The organism is Microbacterium sp. PMB16, assembly GCF_051294855.1.
GTDB lineage: Bacteria > Actinomycetota > Actinomycetes > Actinomycetales > Microbacteriaceae > Microbacterium.
The window spans coordinates 2,349,135-2,372,105 of record NZ_CP145908.1; the positions used below are offsets into that span (position 1 = coordinate 2,349,135).

A 22,971-nucleotide genomic window follows, 5' to 3' on the forward strand; every position below is an offset into this window, starting at 1 on the left:
GCTCTGCGTCTGTGCACTGAGCGGTGACGGAAGTCGGGATGTACGTAGACGATCCACCCACTGACTCTGAGCCCGCAGGGTACGCATCGAAGCGATGACCACACGCAAATCAGGCCCGGCCGGCCTCGCGCTACGTGTGCGCAGCCGAGACTTGTTCTCGGCCGCCTCCTCGCTCTCCCCAGCGCACAGCGGCGGCCGATCCCCAATCCTCGGGCATCAGCCCGAGTCGTGGGCGCGTGTTTCCCCAGACACGCGCCCACCTTTCTTTCTCCGATCACCATGGAACGGTGCTGAATGAGCGACATCTACCACCTTCAGCGCGAGGAGTTGGGAAGAGCCCTGCATCGTGGGATGCGGTGGATCGAGGTGTCGAGTTACTTCGAAGCGAGCGCGACCTTCTTCCTCGACGAGATTCACGGTTCCTTCCTCGCGGAGCAATGGCGGATCGTTCGGCTGAGTGGCAACCGTTCGCTGAGCAAGCTGCCCCTGCTGCCCCTGTCTGTCGCTGGGCTCGGTCTTCTCGATGGAGGTATCGCGCCGGTCGCGGCAGACATCATCCAGCGATTGAGCTCTCCCGACCTGTCCCGCACGCTCCTCCTGGTCGACCATGCCCAGGAGCTGGACGACTACTCACTGGGGGTCCTCACGGCCGCTGCGCGTTCCGCAGTCCCCGGAATCCGACTCGTCGTAACGGCGGCCGGCCCCGCGCGGGAGCGTTACGGGTTGCGCTCCGGCGACGCCGATCTGCGGATCCGCGTGGGACCGGTCGCGTTCGACAAGATCGAGCGCCTCCTCCTGGAGTGTCTCGGTGGCCCGATCGACGAGACCACGCTGAGCAGGCTCTTCGCACTGTCCGGAGGACACCCGTTCCTCGCAGCGGCGATCGCCGAGGCAAGTGTGGTCGGGGGGTCGCTGGAGTTCATCGGGGGCGAGTGGCACTCGAAGGATCGTTCCTGGTCGCCGGGGCTCGTGCCCATCATGCAGCAACTTCTCACTGACGTGGACCGTGACCAACTCGACGCGTTGGCGGTGCTCTCGCTCAGCGACCTGCAACGTCGATCCGACGTCGCCGCCGAGCTCACGACCGAGACGCTGGAAGAGCTCGAGGCGCGAGGGCTGCTCGACGAGCGCAGCATCGGCGGGCAACCTGTGCCGCTGGTCGTGCCGCCCATCCTCGCTGAGTACTTCCGTCACGAGGTCACGCCGGTGCTGCACCGGAGACTGATGACTCACTACGGCGATGGAAACCTCTCGGGGGTGCGCGCCCACACGCGAAGCACCGATGAGGGTGACGCCATTTCGGTGCGTCTGTCCCACGAGATCTCGCGAGCACGAGTGGAGCGGGCGCGACAGCTGTTCTCCACCGCGCACACCGAGGAGTCGGCGACCGCTTACCTCTCCGCCCTCCTCGCTTCAGGTCTCCCCGATCATCAGGAGATGCTCGATGCCGTCACCGACATCCGGGCGAGGTTCCCTCTCGCAGAGATGTCGGAGCCGCTCCTTCGAGGTGTGGCGTACTCGGTCGGACTCGTCGATCGTCAGGCCGAGTACGCGCTGAAGATGCTCGACGATGCGAAGTCCACCCGGACACCCGCACAGCAACGTGCCCTCCTCCCGGTGGAGATCGAGATCCGGCTGCGCAGAGAGCGGATTGATGCTTCGATGCTCGAACTGCTGGTCCCCGATCCAGATGACGATCCGGCCCTGCGTGCTCGATTGCTCGAGCTGCGGGCCTATGTGCTGTGCGGCTACGCCGATTTCGTGGGGGCGCGTCTGGCGCTCGACGAGTTGGCTGCGTTGCCGGAATCGTTGCGCACCACGCGCTGGGTCGTCGCCGAGACGGTGTGCCGCTGCGCCGAGGGTGACGCGATGCGGGCTGAGAAGCTCGCCAAGGCGTCGTTCCAGGAGGCGCGACGACATCACGACGCCGTTGCGCTGTGGCAGTCCGCGTACGCCCTCGGATTCGCCCGGGTCTACATGGGGGATCTCGAGGCATCCATACCCTTGCTCAATTCCATGATGGCGATGGGCCCGCCTCCCGCCCTGTGCGAGCCGGAGGCCGCCGCGGTGTTGAGCGCAGCCGAGATCATCGGGGTGCGGATGAAGAGCTCGATGCCGCACCGCCTGTCTCAGGTCGCGCAGGAGCTCCGCGCGCGTGCGATCGGTGTTCTTCCGGGCACATCCGGCGAATGGGTGCGCGCCCGAGGCGCCGACGCAGTGCTGGCAGACGGCCACGACCCCGACTGGGACGCCGCTCGCGCCAACTGGTCCCATGGCAGACGGATGTCGGCGGTGATCACGATGACCGCGCTGCTCGAGCGGGACGCAACGAGTGAACGACTGTCCGAGTACCTGGCGTTCCTCGCGATGATTCCCGGCTTGTTCGCGGCGGCGTGCTCCTCCTACGGGCGGGCACTGGCCTCGGGAGACCCGGCCGACGCCATCGTCGCCGGCGATCTTCTGCAGCGCTGCGGCCGGTATGCACTTGCCTACGAGGCGTACGTCCGGGCGTTCGACTGGGCGACCGACAACGAGACCAGGCGCAGTGCACAACAACGTCGAGCCCGGCTGCGGAGCGCCACCCGGACCGACTTCGACGCGATCCGTGCCGGTGCTCGCGCGGATTCGCTCACACCGCGAGAGCAGGAGGTGTCTCGGCTCCTCGCCGCGAACGCGACGAACGTGGAGATCGCCGAGGCGTTGCACATCAGCCGGCGCACCGCAGAGACGCACGTGTATCGGGTCCTTCGCAAACTCGGTGTCGCGACGCGGGACGAAGTCGGCGTCCGCCTGCACTGCTCGACCTGAACCTTTCCACCCGAAACGAGAGTCCTTACCGCCATGCCTCCCTTCGAGATCACTCGCCCCGCCGACGATGTCTTCTTCGTCCGGGGTCCTCACGTCAACTGGACCGTCCTCACCGAGGGCGACGCGCTCACGCTCATCGACACCGGATACCCGCGAGATTTCGATCTCGTCAGGCACTCGCTCCAAGCGATCGCCGCGACCACGGGGGCGACTCGTCTCGAGGCTGTTCTCATCACCCACGGCCACACCGACCACATCGGGAACATCGCACGGCTCGTGAAGCACTACGACGGGCACCCTCGGGTCCTGACCTCTGCAGCGGAAGTCCGGCACGTGCGCCGGGAGTTCCTCGAGCAGGTCACCCTCGCGCAGGTCGTGCGGAATGCCTGGAACCCGCGCGTGGCCTCCTGGGCGGTCGCCGCGATCAGGAGCGGCGGCCTCGAGGACGTCGCCTTCGACGGAGTGTCGGCGCACTCGATCGGCGAGGCGCTCGATGTCCCTGGAAGGCCCGTGGCGATCGTTACCGGTGGGCATACCGCGGGCCACACGATCTACCGCCTCGATCGCCACGGCATCGTGATCACCGGAGACGCTCTCGTCACGGGGCATCACACGACGAAGCGCGAGGGCCTACAGCTCCTGCATCCGATGTTCCACTCCGATCAGGCGTCGACGGAATATGCCTTCGAGCGGCTCCTCGACGAGGCGGTCGGCACCTGCTTCCTCCCGGGGCACGGAGCAATGGCGAGAAAGGGATGAGGGAGCGGGCGCTGAGGTGCTGTCGCGCACGGTCCAGCTCCGGTTCTCGCCGGAGTATGACGCGGGGTCAGGAGACCTTGGCCCGCTTGCGCTTCTTCGGCTGCGTGGGCGCGCCATCGGCGTCGTGGGTCGCGCCGTAGGTGTACGCGCCGTAACCGTAGCTGTCGGGGCCCTTGGTCGGCAGCATCGTCACGACCACGCCGAGCAGGTTCACGCCGGCGGTCTCGAGGGAACGCACGGCTCCGGCGAGCTCCTGCTTCTTCGTCTTGCCGGATGCGGCAGCGATGATCACGCCGCGGGTCTTGCTCCCCACGACAGCCGCGTCGGTCACCAGCAGCAACGGCGGAGCGTCGATGAGCACGTAGTCGAAGTAGTCGCCGAGCGGCTTGAGCACCTGGTCCATCGCGGCTGAGCCCAACAGCTCGCTCGGGTTCGGCGGCACCTGACCACTGGGCAGCACGAAGAGGTCGTTCGTGCCCCACTTCTGGAGTGCATCGGCCACGTCGACACGACCGATGAGCACGTCGGTCAGTCCGACGCTTCCTTCGATGTCCATGTAGTCGGCCACACGGGGCAGGCGCAGGTCGCCGTCGACCAGCGCGACGCGCGCACCGGTCTCGGCCAGTGCGATCGCGAGGTTCGCCGTCGTGGTCGACTTGCCCTCACCGGGCCCCGCGCTCGAGATGACGAAGATGCGGGGTCCGGCATCGACGTTGAGGAACTGCAGGTTCGTGCGGAGGCTGCGGAACGATTCGGCGCGGGGGCTGCGCGGGTCGGCGTGCACGATCAGCGGACGCTTCGACGCCTCGGGGTCGTAGGCGATGCCGCCGAGCACGGGGCGGTCGGTCAGCGCTTCGATGTCGTGGAGCGTGTGGATGCGGTTGTCGAGCACGGTGCGCAACACCGCGATCGCGATGCCCAGGGCCAGCCCGAGGATGCCGCCGAGGATGATCAGCAGCCGGACGTTGGGGCTGGTCTGTGCGGTCGGCGCGACGGCGGGCTCGGTGACGTTGATCCGCACAGGGCTCACCGCGCCCTCCGCCGCCGGCTGCTCGAGCGTGTTCTGCACGGCATCCTGGAAGCTCGAGGCCACGGTGTTGGCGATGGCGGCGGCCTGATCGGGATCGCGGTCGGTGGCGGTGATGTCGATGAGCACGGTGTTCAGCGGGGTCGTCGCGGTGACCCGACCGCTGAGTCCCGACACGCTGTCGTCGAGCCCGAGCTCTTCGATCACCGGTTCGAGCACGAGCGCTGTGCCGACGACGTCGACGTAGCTGGTCACCATCTGGCGTGCGAACGTCGTGCCCTGCACGAGATCGCCGGTCGCGGCGCCCTCGGTGCGCACCGACACGTACAGCTGGGTGGATGCCGTGTACTTCGGCTCCTGCATCGCGGCGTATCCGGCTCCACCGGCCAGGCCGAGGAGGAGCAGAACCAGGATCAGGATCCAATTGCGATGCAGGACACGTACGTAGTCGCGAAGTTCCACGCGGCAGATTCCCCCTGTTGCTGTGCGGCAACGATCAGATCAGATCAGCCACATGACGATTCTCGACATTGTTTCACAGCGCGTGACCGCTCCGATCCCGATCTCCGGCGTCACGCGTCGGCGGATGCTGCGGCGGCGCCATATATCGTGCTCTCGGTGCCGCGGGTCACGACCTTGGTGACGACGGTGCCGAGCACCTGCGCGCCGACCGCCTCGATGCTCTGCGCGGCATCCGCCAGACGATTCGCCTGCGTCGATCCGGCGGCGGCGATGAGGATCGCTCCGGTCGCGACGCGGGCGATGACAGCGGCATCCGTCACGAGCAGCAGCGGCGGCGCGTCGATGATCACGACGTCGAAGGCGTCGACGAGCGCGGCGACGAGTTCTTCCATGGCGCGCGAGCCGAGGAGTTCGGCAGGGTTCGGCGGCACAGTGCCGGCCGGCAGCACGAACAGCGCGCGACGGCCCCACCGCTGGATGACGGCGTTCAGTTCGACGCGGCCGGCCAGCACGTCGCTGAGCCCGATGCCGCCTTCGATGTCGAAGTACTCGGCGATGCGCGGCAGCCGCAGGTCGGCGTCGACGAGCGCGACACGGTGCCCGGCGTCGGCGAACGCCAGGGCGAGGTTGGCGGCCGTCGTCGACTTGCCCTCGCTCGGACCTGAGCTGGTGATGACGAAGACGCCCTGGCCGTCGGAGAAAAGGAATCGCACATTGGTGCGCAGGCCGCGGAAGGCCTCGGCTCGCCGACTGCGCGGGGCGAAGCCCACCGCGAGGGGACGCTCCGCGGCGTCGGGATCCATCGGAATCTGGCCGAGGACAGGGACGGCCACGGCTGCCTCCACATCACCGGCCGTGCGCACCCGCTGATCCAGCGCTGCGCGCAGCAGGGCGATGCCGATCCCCGCGGCGAGGCCGACGAGGGCTCCTGCCGTGAGGGAGAGCTGCAGGTTCGGAGCGACGGGCGCGGTCGGCACCTGCGCCGGCTGCAGTGTGACCAGGCGTACCGAGTAGGCGGTCTCCTGATCGCGCTTCTCCAGCGTCTCGGTGATGAGCGTCGTGAAGCTCTCCGTGACGGCGTTCGCGATGCGAGCGGCTTGTCCTGGATTGCCATCTGCGACGGCGATCGTGATGATCGCGCTGTTGGGTGGGACCGTGGCGGTGATCCGAGCGGCGAGTCCGGCGGGCGTCATCGGCAGATCGAGGTCTTCGATGACCGGCGCGAGGACGAGTGAGCTGGTGGCGATCACCCGATACGTCTCGACGACCTGGCGGGCGTAGCCGGTGGCGAGCGCCCGCTCGGCCGTGGTCGCCGCGTCGGCGACCTGGACCGTCACCATCAGATCGGCCGACGCCTCGTAGCGCTGCGGGGTGAGCATCGCGATGAGCGCCCCGGTCGAGAGCCCGATGAGAAGGCCTGCGACGATCAGGACCACCTGCCGACGGAGGACCCGGACATAGTCGGGGAAATCCATGGAGCTCCAGCGTTTCGGGGGCGGATCGGCGGTATCGTCTCCTGAGACTACCGATATATCACGAAGGCGACATGACGGCTCTCAGCGACCTCTTCCCGGACGGCCCGCGCGTCGCAGACCCCGGGATCGCGCCGCTGGACGACCACCACACCGTGCGGCGTCTGCGCGAGATGATCGGTGCGCCGCGGGAGAGCGGTGCGTCGGCTCGCCCGCTGGCGAACACGCACGAGCTGATCCGCATGGTGGATGCGGCGGCGCACCAGCCGATCCCCGGCGCCGCAGAAACGAACGGCACCGCCCCCTCAGGACGACGCGCTCGTCGGCGCGTGGATGCCCTCGCGTTGGCTTCCGGAGTGCTCGCCGTCGTCGCCGTCGCGGCCGCCGCCACGGTCGGGGCGGTCCAGATGGCGACGGCGAGTCCGGCCGCGAGTTCCCTGCAATCGCTGGAGGCCGATGAGGCGGCGATCCAGAATGCGTATCAATCGCTCGTGAGCACGAGAGACCGCATCATCGCCGACGTCGAAACGCAGAAGACGGATGCCGCGAGCATCCGCGCCGCCCTGGTGAGCACGGGCACCGCGCCGGACCCGGCATCGTCCGAGGACGGCGCCTCGATCGCAGTGACGGATGCTGCGGCCCTGCAGACCGCGCTGACTGCCGTGGACGCCTACGCCGACGGCCTTGCGGCGATCGTCGTGCCCGACCTGCCGGCGGAGTATCTGCGCCCTGACCTCGACGAGGACTCGCTCGTCGAGGTGGGGAGCGCGATCGACGCCGCGCAGGGGCAGCTGGTGGCCGCTGACGCCGCCCTCGCGGCGACACGAGGAGTGCGGACGCAGCTCGACGCCCTCCGCCCGACTGCCGAGACCGCCGTCTCCGCGTACGCCGCCTCGTTCGCGGGTGCGGCGCAGCGATCGATCGCCCGCTATCCCGATGCCGCCGAGGAACTGCACGTGACGCTGACCGACGCCGCCGCGATCGTCGGGTCGGCGAACCTCTGGTCACCGGCGGGAATCGCGGCGCTGGAGGACTACCGGGACGCGCTGGTCGCGGTGGCGGCAGACCAGGTGCGCTTCGAGATCGACCGCGGTCAGCAACAGAACAACACGCAGCAGGGATCCCCGCCCGACCAGGATCCGACTCCCGCACCCGAGGATTCGACCGACCCGTCGACGGAGGAAACGTCGGGTGGTGACACGCCGCCCGCCGGGTAGCGGAACGCCATAGATCACGGACCTGCTCAAATCCTGTGAGAACATATCTCCAGGGGAGTGAGTAAGTCTGAGGGGGCTTCCAGTCTTGAGTGCCAAACAGGAGTACGTCGATACGTCGACGGGCGATATTCCGGTATTTTCGGAGGTGTCGGTCAAGCAGCGGCGTCGTCGCCTGCTCGCCGCGCTGATCGACGGACTCGCCTGGAGCTTCGGCGTGGTGCTCGCGATCGCTCTCCGATTCGAGTTCGTGATGGACGCGCGCGGCTGGATCGCGACGACCACCCTCGCGCTCGTCGCCGGGGGCATCCAGATGGTCGCCGGCTACGTGACGGGTCTGTATCGGGGGCGATTCAGCTACGGCTCGTTCGACGAGGTCCGTGCCGTCGGCATCATCGTCGTGATCGAGGCGTTCGCCCTGTCGCTCCTGGTCATCCCGATCGGTCCGGTGATCGGCGTTCCGCGAGGAACGCTGCTGCTCGCCTTCCCCTTCGTGCTGCTGCTGATGTTCGGTGTGCGGTACATGGCCCGGCTCCTCATCGACCGTGCACGCAAGCCGGGTCAGGATGCGGATGCAGCGCTCATCGTCGGCGCGGGATTCATCGCCGACAAGCTCCTCGCGAACATCACCACCGATCCGAGTTCGCCCATTCGTGCCGTCGGTCTGATCGACGACGACCCCGACAAGCGCAAACTCCGGCTCAGAGGCGTGCCCGTCGTCGGCAGCACGCGAGAGTTCGCCGCGGCCGCACAGCGCACCGGGGCGAAGCTCGCGATCATCGCGATCGGCAGTGCCGACAGCACGCTGTTGCGGAAGATCAGCGACCGCGCCGAGGCTGCGGGACTCCGCGTCGCCGTGACGCCGCCGATGATCACGCTCAAGTCGGGCGAGGAATCGTTCAGCGACGTGCGCGACATCAGCATCGAAGACCTCATCGGGCGGCATCCGGTCGACACCAACGTCGAGCTGATCGCCGGATACATCACCGGCCGACGAGTTCTCGTGACCGGTGCCGGCGGGTCCATCGGCTCAGAGCTCTGCCGACAGCTCGCCAAGTTCGGTCCGCGCGAGCTGATCATGCTCGACCGAGACGAGACAGGGCTGCAGTACGCCCAGCTCGGAACGTCCGGTCACGGACTGCTCGACACCAACGACGTGGTGCTCGCCGACATCCGCGACATCGACCTCCTCGACCGCATCTTCGACGAGCGGCGACCCGACGTGGTGTTCCACGCGGCGGCCCTGAAGCACCTCCCGATGCTCGAGCAGTATCCCGACGAGGCCTGGAAGACGAACGTCATCGGCTCGTTGAACGTGATCAACGCTGCGCGCCGAGTCGGCGTCTCGACCTTCGTCAACATCTCGACCGACAAGGCGGCCAATCCCACGAGCGTGCTCGGGCACTCCAAGCGCGTCGCCGAGAAGCTGACGGCCTGGGCGGGGTCCGAGACGGGGATGCGCTACCTCTCGGTGCGGTTCGGCAACGTGATCGGAAGCCGTGGTTCGATGCTGCCGACCTTCCAGCGGCTCATCGCCGAAGGGCGCCCGATCACCGTCACGCACCCCGACGCGACGCGCTACTTCATGACCATCCCCGAGGCGTGCCAGCTCGTCGTCCAGGCCGGCGGCATCGGTCGCGCGGGTGAGGTCCTCATCCTCGACATGGGTGAGCCGGTCTCGATCCTCGAGGTCGCCAAGCGCATGATCGCGATGTCGGGCAAGAACATCGAGATCGTGTTCACCGGCCTCCGGCAAGGCGAGAAGCTGCACGAGGAACTCGTCGGCGCGCGCGAGCACCTCGAGCGGCCGTTCCACCCGAAGGTCTCGCACACACAGGCCGACATCATCACACCCGATCGGCTCGACAAGGCCGGATGGATGGAGCGGATGTTCGCGACACCGCGGAACAACGACACCGTCGTCATCGAACCGATCCGTCTCGAGAAGGCAGCCGACGCGTGAGCGAACGGATCTACATGTCGTCGCCCGACGTCGGTGAGGCGGAGGAGCAGGCGGTCGTCGCGGCGATGCGCTCCGGCTGGATCGCTCCCCTCGGTCCTGACGTCGACGCCTTCGAACGCGAGCTCGCGGAACGGGTCGGAGTCGCGCACGGCGTGGCCCTCAGCTCGGGAACTGCCGCGCTCCACCTCGGTCTCCTCACGCTCGGCGTGCAGCCGGGAGACGTCGTCCTGACCTCGTCCATGACGTTCGCGGCGACAGCCAATGCGATCGTCTACACGGGTGCCGAGCCGTACTTCATCGATGCGGATCCGGCGACCGGCAACATCGACACCGGGCTGTTGCGCGAGGCCCTCGCAGAGCTCCGCGCGGCAGGCGAGCGCGTGTCGGCGATCGTGCCGGTGGATCTGCTCGGCAAGGCCGTCGACTACACCACGGTCCTCGCGATCGCCGAGGAGTTCGGCGTTCCCGTGCTGTCGGATGCCGCGGAGTCGCTGGGCGCCACGCACGTCGGCCGCGCGGCCGGCAGCTTCGGCGCCGCATCCGTCGTGTCCTTCAATGGCAACAAGATCATGACGACCTCCGGGGGCGGCATGCTGCTCACGGACGATGGCGACTTCGCGCACCACGTGCGCTATCTCGCCACTCAGGCGCGGCAGCCCGTGGCGCACTACGAGCACACCGACATCGGGTACAACTACCGGATGAGCAACCTGCTCGCAGCTCTCGGCCGGGCGCAGCTCGTGCGCCTCGACGCGATGATCGCCCGACGCCGTGAGATGCGCGAGCTGTACAAGCAGCTGTTCGCCGAGGTCGATGGCGTGGAGGTCTTCGGCGCCGAGGGCGATGAGGCCGACAACGTCTGGCTCACGTCGATCGTCGTCGACGCGGCGACGACCGGATGGGAGCCGTCCGAGCTCGCGGCGGCACTGGCAGCAGACGACATCGAGAGCCGCCCGCTGTGGAAGCCGATGCACGCGCAGCCGGTCTTCGCCGGCTCGCGCAGCAAGGTCAGCGGTGCCTCGGACTCGCTGTTCGCGCGGGGACTGACCCTGCCCAGCGGATCAGCCCTCACGCCGGCTCAGCGCGAGCGCGTCGTCGCCGGCATCCGCGGTTTCCTGAGCCGATGAGCATCCGAGTCCGTCCCTACGATCTCGTCAAACGAGCACTCGACGTCGTCGCGTCCGTCATCGCACTCGTCGTGCTCTCGCCCGTCATCCTCGCGACGGCCGTGCTCGTGGCCGTGAAGCTCGGACGCCCCGTCGTGTTCGCGCAGAAGCGCCCTGGTCGGGACGGTCGGATCTTCACGCTGTACAAGTTCCGCTCGATGCGCTCGGTGGACGAGTCGCGGGGTTGGGTGGCGGATGCCGATCGGCTCACGCCCTTCGGTGTTCGGCTGCGCTCTACGAGCCTCGACGAACTGCCGAGTCTGTGGAACGTGCTGCGCGGCGACATGAGCGTGGTCGGCCCGCGGCCGCTGCTGGTCGAGTACCTCGAGCGCTATACGCCGGAGCAGGCCCGCCGTCATGAGGTGCGGCCCGGCATCACCGGACTTGCGCAGGTCACCGGCCGCAACGCGATCTCCTGGGAGGACAAGTTCGCGCAGGACGTACGCTACGTCGATCGGCGCAGCGTCGGCCTCGACCTGCGGATCGTGCTCGCGACCATCGGCTCGGTGGTCAAGCGCGAGGGCATCTCGGCGGAAGGCCACGCGACCATGACGAAGTTCGGAGAGACGCATGGCTGAGCGGATCGTGGTCATCGGCGCCGGCGGATTCGGGCGCGAGACGCTCGACGTCGTCGAGGCGCTGATCGCTGCCGGCGAGCCCCTGCAGCTGCTGGGTGTCGTCGACTCGGGTCCGCGGCCCGTCGACCTCGGCCGGCTGGGAGAGCGCGGCATCGTCTACCTCGGCACGGACGAGGAGTGGCTCCCCACGGCTGCCGGCGACGAGCACTTCGTCGTGGCCATCGGATCACCCGCCGTGCGCGAGGTCGTCGCTCGGCGCTTCACGGACGCGGGCCTCCGCGCGACCACGCTCATCCATCCGCGCGCGGTGATCGGATCGCAGACACGTATCGGTGACGGCGTCGTCATCACCTCCGGTGTGCAGGTCTCCACCAACGTGACCATCGGCGATCACGCGCACCTCAACCCCGCGAGCATCATCGGCCACGACGCGACCCTGGCCGATTTCGTCTCGGTCAACCCCGGCGCGATCGTGTCCGGGAACGTCGTCGTCGAGAACGGCGTTCTCCTCGGGGCGGGATCCGTCGTGCTCCAGGGTTTGACGGTCGGTGCCGGAGCGATCGTGGGGGCGGCGGCGTGCGTCACGAAGGACGTCACGGCGGCGACGACAGTGAAGGGAGTGCCCGCTCGATGACCGTTCGAGAATGCACGCGCTGCATCATGAATTCCGCGGTCGACCCGGACCTGGTTCTGGTCGATGGTGTCTGCAACCACTGCATCCGCTACGACGCGCTTCTCGAATCGCGAGTCGTGCCGGTAGAGCAGCGCCCGGCGAAGCTCGCCCAGGTCGTCGAGTCGATCTCACGTGCCGGCCGAGGCAAGGAGTACGACTGCATCATCGGCGTCAGCGGGGGAGTGGACAGCTCGTACGTCGCCCTACAGGTGAAGAAACTCGGACTGCGGCCCCTCGCCGTGCACGTCGACAACGGATGGAACTCCGCGCTCGCCGTTCTGAACATCGAGCGTCTCCTCCGCGTCCTCGACATCGACCTGCACACCGAGGTGCTGCGCCTCGACGAGTTCTACGACCTGCAGCGTTCATTCCTGCGCGCGTCGACGCCGGACGCGGACATCCCCAGCGATCACGCGATCCAGGCCACCCTGTGGAGGGTCGCGCGCGTCCACGGCATCCGCTTCATCATCTCCGGCATGAACTTCGCCACCGAATCCATCAGCGTTCCCTCGTGGTCTTACGGCCACTCGGACTGGCGCTACCTCAATGACGTGCACCGACGGTTCGGCCGGGTGCCGCTGCGGACCTATCCGCACTTCGGATTCTTCACCCTCGCCTGGACGACCTTCGTGCGGCGGGTGCGGATCGTCTCGATCCTCAACTACCTGGACTACGACAAGTCCCGCGCGATGGGCGAACTGGTCGAGCAGCTCGGCTGGGTCCCTTACGAGGGGAAGCACTACGAGTCGATCTTCACGCGGTGGGTCCAGGGGTTCTACCTCGTGCGCAAGTTCGGGATCGACAAGCGCCGCGGGCACTACTCCGACCTGATCAACTCGGGTCAGATCACGCGGCCGGAAGCCCTCGCCGCCGTGGCCGAGAGCGACTACAGCGAGCGGCTGCGCACCGAGGACGAGATCCTCCTCCGGAAGAAGCTCTCCCTCACCACCGAGCAGCTCGACGCGATCGTCGACGAACCGGCGGCAAGTTACCGCGACTATCGGAACTCCTACGGGTTCGTGCAGTTCCTGCGCGGGCTGGTGAACCGGCTGCGCAAGCTGGGACTGTATCCACGATGAGCCAGAGCGTGAACCTCCACATCTACCCGGCTCCGATCGTCAACGAGAGCCGCATCTTCCGTCAGACGCGGGCGGTCGCGGACGCCGGACTCTTCGAGCGGATCGTCATCGGCGGTCAGAAGTCGCACGGGCTTCCCGACCGCGAGGTTCTGGACGACCGGCGCATGATCGAGCGCGTCGGTGCGCCGGCCGACGAGCGGCCCCGCTCGATCCTCGGTCGCATCCGCGAGCAGCTGGCATGGTCGCGCGCCGCGTATCGCGCCTGGCGTGCGACCGACGTGCGCGCTGTCAACGCGCATTCCGTCGCGGTGCTCCCGGTCTGTCATGCGCTCGCGCGCCGACATCGGGCAGCCCTGATCTACGACACGCACGAGCTCGAGACCGAGACCTCCACATCGGGAGGCATCCAGGGCAAGGTGTTCCGCCTGATCGAGCGGTTCTACATCCGCCGCTGCGACGCGGTCTTCGTCGTCAACGAGTCGATCGCGGACTGGTACCGCAGGGCCTACCCCGGGATGCGGGTGACCTCGGTACGCAACGCCCCGACCCGGGTGGAGGACCCGCGTCCCGTCGATCTGCGCGGCAGGTTCGCGATCCCCGCCGAGGCGCGGGTCTACGTGCACGTCGGGAATATCGTCGCCCACCGTCACGTCTCGGAGATCCTTCGCGCTTTCGCCGCACGGGAGTCGTCCGGCGATCACGTCGTCTTCATCGGCAGCGGTGCGCTTGCGGACGATGTCCGTCGTGCCGCCGCAGAGCATGTCAACATCCACCACCTGGATGCCGTGCCCGCGGATGCGGTCGTGGACACGGTGGCCGGGGGAGACGTCGGACTCTGCCTGATCGAGCCGACCTGCCTCTCCTATGCGCTGTCGTTGCCGAACAAGGCGCTCGAGTACTCGATGGCCGGCATCCCCTTCTTCTACACCGATCTCGTCGAAGTCGATCGCCTGCTCGGCGGAGAAGCCACGGCCTGGAAGATCGGCGCCACGGTCGACGCGCTCACCGAGGCGATGGCGACGCTCGCCGACGAGAGCATCGCCGAGGGGCGCGCCGCCGTCACGCAGGTCGCGCTGCCGCATTGGCCGGAAGAGTCCGCCCGCATGTTGAGCGAGTACCGTCGAGTGCTGGGAGCCGCATGAAGACCGTGTGGATCGTGAATCACTACGCCACGGATCCCCAGGAGACGGCGTCGGGGTCCCGGCACTTCTCGCTGTCGCGCGGGCTGGTGGAGCGGGGATGGAACGTGGTGCTGCTTGCCGCCAGCACCGAGCATCCGTCCGGCCTGCGGCGTCGTGGACTCCCCGAGCGGGGAGCCTCCGACCGCGTGAGAGACGGTGTGACATTCCGGTTCCTCCCCGCGTCCGAATACCGCGGCGGGCTGAGCAGGCTGCGCAACATGGCGGCCTTCACCGCCGCGTTGCTCCGGCGCGCGAGTGTACGCGGTCTTCCTCGCCCCGACGTGGTTATCGGCAGCACTGTGCACCCGCTGGCCGCGTGGGCGGCCTCGATCTTGGCTCGGCGCGCTGGCGTGCCCTTCGTGTTCGAGATCCGCGACCTGTGGCCGCAGACGCTGATCGACATGGGCAAGCTCCCTCCGCGCGGGCCCGTGACCTGGATGCTGCGGCGCCTCGAACGCGCACTGTGCGCGCGGGCTGCTGCCGTGATCACTCTGCTGCCCTTCGCCTCGGAATACCTGGTCTCCCAGGGTGTCCCGGCGGACAAGGTCGTCTGGATCTCGAACGGTACCGACACTGCCGACTTCACCGGCGCGACGCGCGAGGCGAATGACGACTTCGTCTTCATGTACCTCGGCTCGGTCGGGCGCGCGAACGGCGTCGGCGCGATCGTCGACGGATTCCTGGCTGTCGCTGTCGACGACCTCCGGCTGCGGCTCGTGATCGTGGGCGACGGCGCGGAGCGCGCGGCGATCGAGCGCCGCGTCGCCGCTTCACTGTCCGCCGGGCAGGTCGCCTTCGAGTCGCCGGTGCCCAAGGATCAGGTGCCCTCGCTCGTGGGGCGCGCAGATGCCATGGTCATCAACATCCTGGATCTTGATGTGTACCGCTACGGCGTGAGCATGAACAAACTGTTCGACTATGCCGCATCCGCTCGGCCGATCCTGATCGCCAGCAACGCGCGAAACAATCTCGTGGCCGATGCCGATGCCGGCATGGTCGTCCCCGCCGACGACGCGACGGCCTTGGGGAAGGCGATGGCGGAGATGTCATCACGTTCCGCAGCGAAAGACCGCGAGAGGTGGGCTGCGAACGCTCGCGCCCATGTCGTCGCGAACTATGACTACCGTGCCCTGGCAGCCCGTCTCGACGACGTGCTCCTCGCATGCATCACTCCAGCCGAGAAGAGACCAGCATGATCACGATCGTCGACTACGGGGTGGGGAACATCGGCTCTCTGGTCAACATGTTCCGGCGGATCGGGCAGGAGGCCGAGCTTTCGGCAGACCCTGAGAGGATCGCGGTGGCCGACCGGCTACTGCTACCCGGCGTCGGCGCTTTCGATACAGCCACCGAGAAGCTCGGCGTCGGCGGATTCGACGAGGCGATCCGGAACCACGCGCGTACGGGACGCCCAGTTCTGGGGATCTGCCTCGGGATGCAACTCCTCCTTGACTCGAGCGAAGAGGGCGTCTCACAGGGGCTGGGACTCATCCCCGGGCGCAGCGTGCGGTTCGAGGACTCGCGGGGGCGGCGGGTACCGCACATGGGATGGAACCAGCTCGACGTACGCACGCCGGCGCCGCTCGTCCACGGGTTGCCCGCCGATCACCGGTTCTACTTCGTGCACAGCTACCGGGTAGTCGTAGCAGATGATCGCGATGAACTGGCGCGAAGCGACTACGGAGGTGAGTTCACGTCCATGGTGAGCCGAGAGAACGTGACCGGTGCGCAGTTCCACCCGGAGAAGAGCCACGCGTTCGGGATGCAGATGCTCGATCAATGGAGTCGTTCATGATCGGCCCGCGAGTGATCCCCGTGCTGCAGATCGATGAGGGGGGCTGGTTGGTCAAGACCCGCCAGTATCAGAGCCCGCGCTACCTCGGCGATCCGATCAACGCGGTGAAGATCTTCAATGAGAAGCAGGTTGACGAGCTGGTCGTCATCGACATCGCGGCCAGCCGATCGCAGCGGAGCCGGCATATCCGCTCCTCGCCGACATCGCCTCGGAGGCGTTCATGCCCGTCGCATACGGCGGCGGGCTGCGCACGGCGGAGCAAGCCCGAAAGGTCGTGGGACTCGGCATCGAGAAGGTGATCGTCAACTCGGCGCTCTTCCGCGACCAGCGCGCGGTCGAGTCGATGAGTGCTGAGCTGGGGTCGCAGAGTGTCGTCGCGAGCATAGATGTACGGCGGAGCGCCGCCGGGGAGCTTGTGGCCGTGAGCCGGTCGGGAACACGCACCGAAACCGAGGCGGTCGATGCCGTGGCGCGGCGGGCGGTCGTATCCGGTGCGGGCGAGATCCTCGTCTCAGCGACCGATCGGGAGGGCCTGCGAACGGGATACGACCTCGAGGCGATCCGTGCTGTCGCCTCCGCGGTCCGGGTGCCCGTGATCGCGCTCGGCGGGTCACACGATGTCGAAGATTTCGCTGCCGCGCTCCAGGCGGGTGCGAGCGCCGTCGCCGCGGGCAGCCAGTTCGTCTTCTACGGCAGGCGGGACGCGGTGCTTATCACCTATCCGCAGCCCGACGTCGTCGCTTTGCTCGCCCAGTTCGCATCGTGACTGCGTGCAAGAGAGGCGCCAAGTGCCCCCCGACCGGATGACCGCGGCGCTCGACTAGATGTTGCGGTACCCGAGCCGCGCTGACCGCGATGTTATTTCGACCGGTCCGGGTCCTTGAGACCCATACCTACGGACAACCTCGCGGAGTATGGCTCGACGTCTGGGAACCAAAGCCCCCGCTTGATCGTGGCGAAGGTCACGGTCATGACTCTCGCTCCGTATACGCCGCCCAATCCGATCGACATCACCGTGACGTTTCCAGTGGTGTAGTACGGGCTACCCGGAATCGATATCGCCCACAGTGGTCCCCCTCGATCACGCCAGCTTCCGCAGGTGACCTCGGCTTATTGAGGCTCGTGTCAGCGGGGCCGCGGTCGTCCTCGCGCCGCATAGTTCGGCAGCTCCTTCGCCTTCTTCTCGCGCGTGAAGTCGCGAGGCATGATAGCGAGCAACACCAGGGCAGCGACTAGTCCGTGGGAGAGCATCGCCGTCAGTACGGATGTATTCGACAGTGCGACAGTCGGCATGGTCATGATGATGCCGACGACACCGATAGGGAGTCCGTCGGAGACGCCGTCGAGGATCCGCAGGTAGATGAGGAGAACGACACCTGCGCCGACGAGACCCAGCCAGCCGAAGTTGGCGAAGCCGTCGGCGAACATGTTCGCGTTCGCGGCCATCGTCGGCAGCCCGGCCATCCACTCGCCAATCACATAGGGCGGGGTGCGTTCGTACGGGTAGTCAACGAACGCGCGCAGCACCGAATGCCCGAGATGCACCTGCGGGTTCTCGGAGAAGAACTGAACATAGACCTGAGTGAAGACCCCCGGGGTGGCGAGGAACCGGCGGGAGAACAGTGAAGTCAGCAGGATCGAGTTCGTGAGGTGGTCGATGACTGCGGAGCCGATGATCAGCGCACCCGCACCCCACACCAACGTGAGGCCGTCAGCGTTGCGCTTTCGGGCGCGCAGGATGAAGGCGATGAGCAACCACGCGGGGATCGCGAACAGCATCGCCTTGAACCCGGTGGTCGTGTACAGGATCAGTTGGCCGACTAGGCCCCACGCGGTCCACAGATGGTTGCGGAGGAAGAGACCGCGCGCGACCATCATCGGATTCACGACGTTCGCCTGGATGAAGACGAGGTAGCTGAGGATGCCGACGCCCTCGAGGTTCGTGGCGTACTCCTCGCGCACGTCGTACACGTCGAGAAGGTCGATGAATGTGAAGCTGAGGCCCTGCGTCACCGCGAGGAGCGTGTATGTGACGAGCGAGATCATGATCAACACGATCCATATCGACGTCGGAGAGACGGCAAACTGCAGCGGGCGGATCTTCCCCCGCACACCGAGGCTGATCCCGATGAAGACGAGTGCGATGACCGTGCCGAGTATGAGGCCCTCGCCGTCGGTTCGGTATGTCGTGTATGTCGTCATGAGGATCGCCGGGGCGACGGTCACGACGTAGAGAATCCAGAGCACTACGGACGACGCGCGTTCCATCCGGCGCGGGAGCGCGAGCGCCGCCGCCGTCGCGAGAACCAGGGACAGGATTACAGGCTCGACGGTCGGTTCCCGGTACCGGTACCCGAGGTAGGCGAAAGGTGGCGAGATGAGCTCCGCGTATACCCAATGAAGGGCAAAGGCGAACACCAGCACGGCGAGCGGAATGAGGAAGAACTCGCGGGCCGGAATCGACGGTGAGGTACGCGCTCGGGGGATACCCGGTCCCCACTTCTCATCGATGCGTTCCACAGGCCACGAGCCTACCCAACATTCGCTTCGCTGAAAGGCATAGGTCAGGCCCGCGAATGCCTGCGACGTGGTCCCCGCTCCGCACCGAGGTAACAACGCGCAGAGCGTAGGGACGTGCCCTGGCTAAGGGGCGGCTGCGCGCGACGGTTCAGGTCGCGGTGACCGGGCGATGCCTGCTCCACACCAGCCGGCGCGCGACGACGACATCGACGGTTGTCTGATCCTCCGCGAATCCCGCACGCAGGATTCCACGCTGCGATGCGATGTTGTCGTCGCCCGTGTCCACCAGCACGCGATGCGCACCGGCCGCGAACGCCCACGCCGTGAGCGCATGCAGCATCTGGGCGTACACGCCTTTTCCGCGGTGCGTCGGATCGACGAAGCAGTAGTGGATCAGGCAGTCGCCGGCCGCCAGCCGCGCGTACGAGTTGACGACCTGAGAGGTGTCCGCGGGAGTGGTGATCCAGGCATGGCCCGCCGGCACCCCGTCGAGCATCGCGAAGATGCCGTGTCGACCTTCCGCGGCGAACTTGCGGAACACCGTCGCAAGTGACTCCTCCCGGATCGCGGTCACCAGGTCGGCGTTGTCCTGGCTGATCGCCTGCATCGCGATCGTGGCCGTCGGCACGGGTACGTCGTCAGGCCAGCGGTAGCTCTTGTTCCGGTAGATCTTGATCACGCGACGCATGAGACACCTTTCGAGAGACGATCCGCAGTCCGTAGAGCCAGGTCGCGATGTAGTTGACGACCTGTGCGCCGTATATCACCCAGACGGTCTCGACGACTCCCAGACCGAGCGCGAGGGCGATCGCCCCGGCCCCCAGGATCAGAGCCACGCGCGAGGCATCGATCGCCAACGAAGCGACCGACTGATGCACGGTATAGACCTGGCTCAGAGGGGACACGATGAGGCTGACGCTCGCCGAGATGGCCATGCCCTGCGCGAGATACCCGCTCGCCTCCCAGTCGGCTCCGAGGATCCAGGGCAGAGCCCAGGGCGACAGGACGAGGATGAGGGTGCACATGGGCACGGCGACGGCGCTGATGCGCCAGGTCGCGCGCAGGTACAGTGCTCGGGAGGAGCCGGCGCCATCGCGCAGTCGCTGGGCAATCTCGGCACCGAATACCTGTGCCAGCGCGGCTCCGATGAGTGCCGCGGGGAGGAACACGAGACGCTGCGCCATTCCGAGCTGGCCGGCGGCTCCCGCCCCGAACCATGCCGAGAGCAGGATGAGAGGAAGCTGGCTGCCGAGGGCGTTGAGCAGAGACGACGGCGCGAGAACCACCGGGCTGCGCCAGTATGTGTGCGCGAGCTGCCTCATCGACGCGCCGCCTCGGGCGGCGAGAAGAGGCCGCAGCGAACGGGCGAGGGCTCCAAAACCGAGAAGGCGTCCCAGGAGCGCTCCTCCGAGCAACCCGCTGGGCGACGGCCCGAGGAGTCCGAACGACAGCTGCGCGACGGTGGTCCCGATGGACTGGATCGCCGACCGCCAGCCGACGAGTCCGTAGCTCTTCGACCTCAGTGCTGCTTGGACGAGGCTGGTGAACAGGCCGGTCGTGAGGATCAGGGCACCGATCCACAGGGCGGCGAACGGAATGGCGTCGGTCATCCCCGGGAGGAGAACGGGCCCGAGGAAGGCCATGACGATGCCGGAGAGCACGGCCACCACGGTGGTCGAGAGGATGGCGAGACCGAGCAGATTGCGTGCGTCCGCCTCCTTCTTGGGAAGCAGGATCGCCGAATCGAACTTGAGTGCGGTCGCCGGGCCGATCGCACTGGCCACGGCGAGCACGGTCGAGAACGCGCCGAACGCCTCCGGCGGATACATGCGCGAGAGAAAGGGCGTCGCCACCGCAACGATGATCTGCCCGACCAAGGTTCCCGAAGTGATCGCCAGCACCCCTCGCGACGCCGCACCCAACCGAAGTCGCCCGAGAACCATGCTCTCATTCTGGCTTACGGCGCACGGGGTCGCTCACCGCCGCGACGATAGGATCGTCACGATGTCAACTCTCCCTCCCGACGCCGCTCTGGCGGCTGCGGTGTCTCGGCGCATCTCCCCGGACAGACCCGTGTCGTTGGGCGCTTCGGACTCCGAGTCGCTGCCCTGGGAAGGGGTGGAATCTGACATCGAGGTGAACGTCCTCGCGCTGTGGTCCGAGCCCGCGAAACCGTCGATGCTCGTCGTGACCCTCGATCTCCTCTACCCCGGGACCGAGCTGCGCGCGGCGGTGGAGTCGGCCGCTGCTCCGCTCACGCCGGACCGGATCATCGTCGCGGCGAGCCACACCCATCGGGCTCCCATGACCGACGACACCAAGCCACTACTCGGCCGGCCAGATGCGGACTACATGGCCTGGCTCGTGGGCGAGGTGACAACCGCGGTCGAGGAGGCGTTGAAGACGGTCCCGACGCCCGTCTCCCTGGCCGCTGGCGAAGCGGTTGCGCGGCACAGTATCAACCGTCGCCTTCGAAAGAAGCTCGTCATCGCCAGACGGCCACGGATCAACCACGTCGTCAACGCGCCGAATCCGGAGGGGCCGACCGACGAACGGCTGACGGTCCTGGTCGCCAGAGACACATCTGACCGACCCATCGCCGTCGTCTGGAACTACGCGTGCCATCCGGTCGGCGGCCCCGTCCGCAATGCCGTCAGCGGCCACTTTCCTGGTCGCGTCCGCCAGGAGCTCCGTGCCGATACTGAGTTCGACGGTCTCCCCGTCCTCTATCTGCAGGGCTTCTCCGGCGACGTGCGACCGAACGCCAGCGCGGAAGTGCACAGCATCCGCCGCCGTCTCCGGCAGCTACTGACGGGCCGGCTCTTCGAGGACATGACCTGGCCGAGCTACCGCCGCTGGTGTTCCAGCCTCGCTGAGACCGTGATCTCGACGGTCCGCGCCGCCGCGCCGATCCCGACGACGCCTGTCGAGGCTGCGCGCACGACGGCACCGGCCGGGCGGTTCGTCGAAGGGCCGGCGATCGCGGACGTGACCTTCGGGCGGATCGCGCTGGGCGGATCACTCGCCGTGTACGGCGTGAGCGCGGAGGTCGTCGTGGAGTACGCCGCTCGGCTGCGGAGCCGCGAGTCGGCGCCGTTCGTCATGTGCGTAGGCTGCACCGATCAGGTGATCGGCTACATCCCCACCCAGGGCGTGCTCGACGAAGGCGGCTATGAGGCCGGCGACTACTGCCGCTCGTTCGGCCTGGAGCGGGTGGCGCCGACGGTGGACGACACCATGATGTCCTCCTTCGCCACGGTCGGCCTTCCGGATTCCCCCGCACCGGTGGGCGGAACTCCACGCACCGACGACCGAGGAGCACTGAGCTGACCGTGAGCGACGCCCGCACCCCCGCCCCGGAGAGTTCCGCGTACTCCATCTTCCAGCAGCCATGGTGGCTGGAAGCGACCGCCCCCGGGCACTGGGACGCCGTCGAGATCGAGGAGGGCGGTCGCACGGTCGCCCGGCTCCCCTTCGTCGTGACGAAGCGGCTCGGACTCCGGATGCTCGGTCAGCCTGCCCTGACGCAGGCGCTCGGTCCGTGGATGCAGCCGACTCCCGGCGGACACTCGAAGCGACTCGCCCGCGAGAAGGATCTGTACACCCGGCTGATCACCGGCCTTCCGGCGCACGACATTTTCCGGCAGAACTTCCACGGCGAGGTCACGAACTGGCTGCCGTTCCACTGGCAGGGCTTCACCCAGACGACGCGCTACAGCTACGTCCTCGACGGCCTGCGCAACCCGGCTCAGCTGCTCGCCGGGTTCAGCAAGACGACGAGAAACCTGGTCCGCCAGGCCGAGCGAGTCGTCGAGGTCACGGAGAGCGATGACGTCGAGGACGTGCTCAGGCTCGCGGAGAAGACCTTCCAGCGCCAGGGCAAGACACTGCCGTACTCTCCGGATCTGCTCCGCCGGATCGATGCCGCGGCGACCCGTCATGGCCAGAGGAGGGCGCTCGTCGCGCGGGACGACCAGGGCCGCGCGCACGCGGCGGCGTACATCGTGGGGGACCAGGCCCGGGCCTATCTGCTCGTCACCGGCGCTGACCCGGAACTCCGCCGCAGCGGTGCCGGCAATCTGGTGCACTGGCGGGCTATCCAGGCAGCGGCCGAGTTCACCGACATCTTCGACTTCGAAGGGTCGATGCTCGAGCCTGTGGAGGAGTTCTACCGCAAGTTCGGCGCCGTTCAGTCCCCCTACTCTTTCGTCTCACGGAGCTCGGGAGCGGGCGCCCTCGCCTTCGAGGCGTGGAGGATGCTCCGCCGCTGACCT

Annotated in this window: 18 protein-coding genes and 1 pseudogene; 14 read left to right on the top strand and 5 right to left on the bottom strand. The window is 67.4% G+C overall.

Annotation, left to right across the window (positions count from 1 at the left end; genetic code table 11):
• The first annotated feature begins 294 nt into the window (after positions 1-294).
• Positions 295-2,808 carry a LuxR C-terminal-related transcriptional regulator gene (locus V5D55_RS11345; protein ID WP_435743033.1) on the top strand — a complete coding sequence of 838 codons (2,514 nt, stop codon included), beginning with the start codon at positions 295-297 and terminating at the stop codon, positions 2,806-2,808.
• 33 nt (positions 2,809-2,841) lie between these two features.
• On the top strand, positions 2,842-3,567 hold the full coding sequence (locus V5D55_RS11350) for an MBL fold metallo-hydrolase (protein ID WP_435743035.1): 726 nt from the start codon (positions 2,842-2,844) through the stop codon (positions 3,565-3,567).
• Between the two features lie 67 nt (positions 3,568-3,634).
• Here V5D55_RS11350 and V5D55_RS11355 read toward each other — a convergent pair whose 3' ends face one another.
• Both V5D55_RS11355 and V5D55_RS11360 read right to left on the bottom strand, forming a co-directional pair.
• Positions 3,635-5,056 carry a polysaccharide biosynthesis tyrosine autokinase gene (locus V5D55_RS11355; RefSeq protein ID WP_435743037.1) on the bottom strand — a complete coding sequence of 474 codons (1,422 nt, stop codon included), beginning with the start codon at positions 5,054-5,056 and terminating at the stop codon, positions 3,635-3,637.
• Between the two features lie 110 nt (positions 5,057-5,166).
• Positions 5,167-6,531: a polysaccharide biosynthesis tyrosine autokinase gene (locus V5D55_RS11360; RefSeq protein ID WP_435743039.1), complete on the bottom strand. Its 1,365-nt coding sequence runs from the start codon at positions 6,529-6,531 to the stop codon at positions 5,167-5,169.
• Between the two features lie 71 nt (positions 6,532-6,602).
• Between V5D55_RS11360 and V5D55_RS11365 the strand changes: the two genes are divergently transcribed.
• From V5D55_RS11365 to V5D55_RS11410, 10 genes and pseudogenes are all read left to right on the top strand, one after another.
• Positions 6,603-7,745 (top strand): hypothetical protein, encoded by a 1,143-nt coding sequence (locus V5D55_RS11365; protein ID WP_435743041.1) that lies wholly within the window; start codon positions 6,603-6,605, stop codon positions 7,743-7,745.
• An 85-nt stretch (positions 7,746-7,830) separates the two neighbouring features.
• Positions 7,831-9,705 carry a polysaccharide biosynthesis protein gene (locus V5D55_RS11370; RefSeq protein ID WP_435743043.1) on the top strand — a complete coding sequence of 625 codons (1,875 nt, stop codon included), beginning with the start codon at positions 7,831-7,833 and terminating at the stop codon, positions 9,703-9,705.
• Positions 9,702-10,832, top strand: a complete 1,131-nt coding sequence (locus V5D55_RS11375; RefSeq protein ID WP_435743045.1) for a DegT/DnrJ/EryC1/StrS family aminotransferase — start codon at positions 9,702-9,704, stop codon at positions 10,830-10,832. The genes V5D55_RS11370 and V5D55_RS11375 overlap by 4 nt, the downstream gene beginning before the upstream one ends.
• The gene (locus tag V5D55_RS11380; protein WP_435743048.1) at positions 10,829-11,449 is read left to right on the top strand and encodes a sugar transferase; all 621 of its coding nucleotides are present in this window, start codon (positions 10,829-10,831) and stop codon (positions 11,447-11,449) included. The genes V5D55_RS11375 and V5D55_RS11380 overlap by 4 nt, the downstream gene beginning before the upstream one ends.
• On the top strand, positions 11,442-12,083 hold the full coding sequence (locus V5D55_RS11385; protein WP_435743050.1) for a NeuD/PglB/VioB family sugar acetyltransferase: 642 nt from the start codon (positions 11,442-11,444) through the stop codon (positions 12,081-12,083). Before V5D55_RS11380 ends, V5D55_RS11385 begins: the two co-directional genes overlap by 8 nt.
• The gene (locus tag V5D55_RS11390; RefSeq protein WP_435743052.1) at positions 12,080-13,201 is read left to right on the top strand and encodes an N-acetyl sugar amidotransferase; all 1,122 of its coding nucleotides are present in this window, start codon (positions 12,080-12,082) and stop codon (positions 13,199-13,201) included. The genes V5D55_RS11385 and V5D55_RS11390 overlap by 4 nt, the downstream gene beginning before the upstream one ends.
• On the top strand, positions 13,198-14,343 hold the full coding sequence (locus V5D55_RS11395; RefSeq protein WP_435743055.1) for a glycosyltransferase: 1,146 nt from the start codon (positions 13,198-13,200) through the stop codon (positions 14,341-14,343). The genes V5D55_RS11390 and V5D55_RS11395 overlap by 4 nt, the downstream gene beginning before the upstream one ends.
• Positions 14,340-15,578, top strand: a complete 1,239-nt coding sequence (locus V5D55_RS11400; RefSeq protein WP_435743057.1) for a glycosyltransferase family 4 protein — start codon at positions 14,340-14,342, stop codon at positions 15,576-15,578. Before V5D55_RS11395 ends, V5D55_RS11400 begins: the two co-directional genes overlap by 4 nt.
• Complete coding sequence (gene hisH, locus V5D55_RS11405; protein WP_435743059.1) at positions 15,575-16,177, top strand: imidazole glycerol phosphate synthase subunit HisH; 603 nt, start codon at positions 15,575-15,577, stop codon at positions 16,175-16,177. The genes V5D55_RS11400 and hisH overlap by 4 nt, the downstream gene beginning before the upstream one ends.
• Positions 16,174-16,943: pseudogene (locus tag V5D55_RS11410) on the top strand (HisA/HisF-related TIM barrel protein). Before hisH ends, V5D55_RS11410 begins: the two are co-directional and overlap by 4 nt.
• A 359-nt stretch (positions 16,944-17,302) precedes the next feature.
• On the opposite strand, the gene V5D55_RS11415 reads toward V5D55_RS11410, so the two are convergent.
• The 3 genes from V5D55_RS11415 to V5D55_RS11425 all read right to left on the bottom strand — a co-directional run bounded on the left by V5D55_RS11415 (position 17,303) and on the right by V5D55_RS11425 (position 20,640).
• Positions 17,303-18,697 carry a hypothetical protein gene (locus V5D55_RS11415; protein WP_435743061.1) on the bottom strand — a complete coding sequence of 465 codons (1,395 nt, stop codon included), beginning with the start codon at positions 18,695-18,697 and terminating at the stop codon, positions 17,303-17,305.
• 148 nt (positions 18,698-18,845) lie between these two features.
• Positions 18,846-19,385 (bottom strand): GNAT family N-acetyltransferase, encoded by a 540-nt coding sequence (locus tag V5D55_RS11420; RefSeq protein WP_435743064.1) that lies wholly within the window; start codon positions 19,383-19,385, stop codon positions 18,846-18,848.
• On the bottom strand, positions 19,336-20,640 hold the full coding sequence (locus V5D55_RS11425; protein WP_435743066.1) for a lipopolysaccharide biosynthesis protein: 1,305 nt from the start codon (positions 20,638-20,640) through the stop codon (positions 19,336-19,338). The genes V5D55_RS11420 and V5D55_RS11425 overlap by 50 nt, the downstream gene beginning before the upstream one ends.
• 61 nt (positions 20,641-20,701) lie before the next feature.
• Between V5D55_RS11425 and V5D55_RS11430 the strand changes: the two genes are divergently transcribed.
• Positions 20,702-22,027 carry a hypothetical protein gene (locus tag V5D55_RS11430; protein ID WP_435743068.1) on the top strand — a complete coding sequence of 442 codons (1,326 nt, stop codon included), beginning with the start codon at positions 20,702-20,704 and terminating at the stop codon, positions 22,025-22,027.
• A 2-nt stretch (positions 22,028-22,029) separates the two neighbouring features.
• Positions 22,030-22,968: a GNAT family N-acetyltransferase gene (locus V5D55_RS11435; RefSeq protein WP_435743070.1), complete on the top strand. Its 939-nt coding sequence runs from the start codon at positions 22,030-22,032 to the stop codon at positions 22,966-22,968.
• Positions 22,969-22,971: the final 3 nt, after the last annotated feature.

What these genes read in the sequence shown, in the direction of transcription:
- V5D55_RS11365 (WP_435743041.1), top strand. Translation starts at nt 6,603, where the DNA reads ATGACGGCTCTCAGCGACCTCTTCCCGGACGGCCCGCGCGTCGCAGAC.
- V5D55_RS11430 (WP_435743068.1), top strand. Translation starts at nt 20,702, where the DNA reads ATGTCAACTCTCCCTCCCGACGCCGCTCTGGCGGCTGCGGTGTCTCGG.
- V5D55_RS11350 (WP_435743035.1), top strand. Translation starts at nt 2,842, where the DNA reads ATGCCTCCCTTCGAGATCACTCGCCCCGCCGACGATGTCTTCTTCGTC.
- V5D55_RS11400 (WP_435743057.1), top strand. Translation starts at nt 14,340, where the DNA reads ATGAAGACCGTGTGGATCGTGAATCACTACGCCACGGATCCCCAGGAG.
- V5D55_RS11390 (WP_435743052.1), top strand. Translation starts at nt 12,080, where the DNA reads ATGACCGTTCGAGAATGCACGCGCTGCATCATGAATTCCGCGGTCGAC.
- V5D55_RS11395 (WP_435743055.1), top strand. Translation starts at nt 13,198, where the DNA reads ATGAGCCAGAGCGTGAACCTCCACATCTACCCGGCTCCGATCGTCAAC.
- hisH (WP_435743059.1), top strand. Translation starts at nt 15,575, where the DNA reads ATGATCACGATCGTCGACTACGGGGTGGGGAACATCGGCTCTCTGGTC.
- V5D55_RS11425 (WP_435743066.1), bottom strand. Translation starts at nt 20,640, where the DNA reads ATGGTTCTCGGGCGACTTCGGTTGGGTGCGGCGTCGCGAGGGGTGCTG.
- V5D55_RS11345 (WP_435743033.1), top strand. Translation starts at nt 295, where the DNA reads ATGAGCGACATCTACCACCTTCAGCGCGAGGAGTTGGGAAGAGCCCTG.
- V5D55_RS11360 (WP_435743039.1), bottom strand. Translation starts at nt 6,531, where the DNA reads ATGGATTTCCCCGACTATGTCCGGGTCCTCCGTCGGCAGGTGGTCCTG.
- V5D55_RS11380 (WP_435743048.1), top strand. Translation starts at nt 10,829, where the DNA reads ATGAGCATCCGAGTCCGTCCCTACGATCTCGTCAAACGAGCACTCGAC.
- V5D55_RS11420 (WP_435743064.1), bottom strand. Translation starts at nt 19,385, where the DNA reads ATGCGTCGCGTGATCAAGATCTACCGGAACAAGAGCTACCGCTGGCCT.
- V5D55_RS11385 (WP_435743050.1), top strand. Translation starts at nt 11,442, where the DNA reads ATGGCTGAGCGGATCGTGGTCATCGGCGCCGGCGGATTCGGGCGCGAG.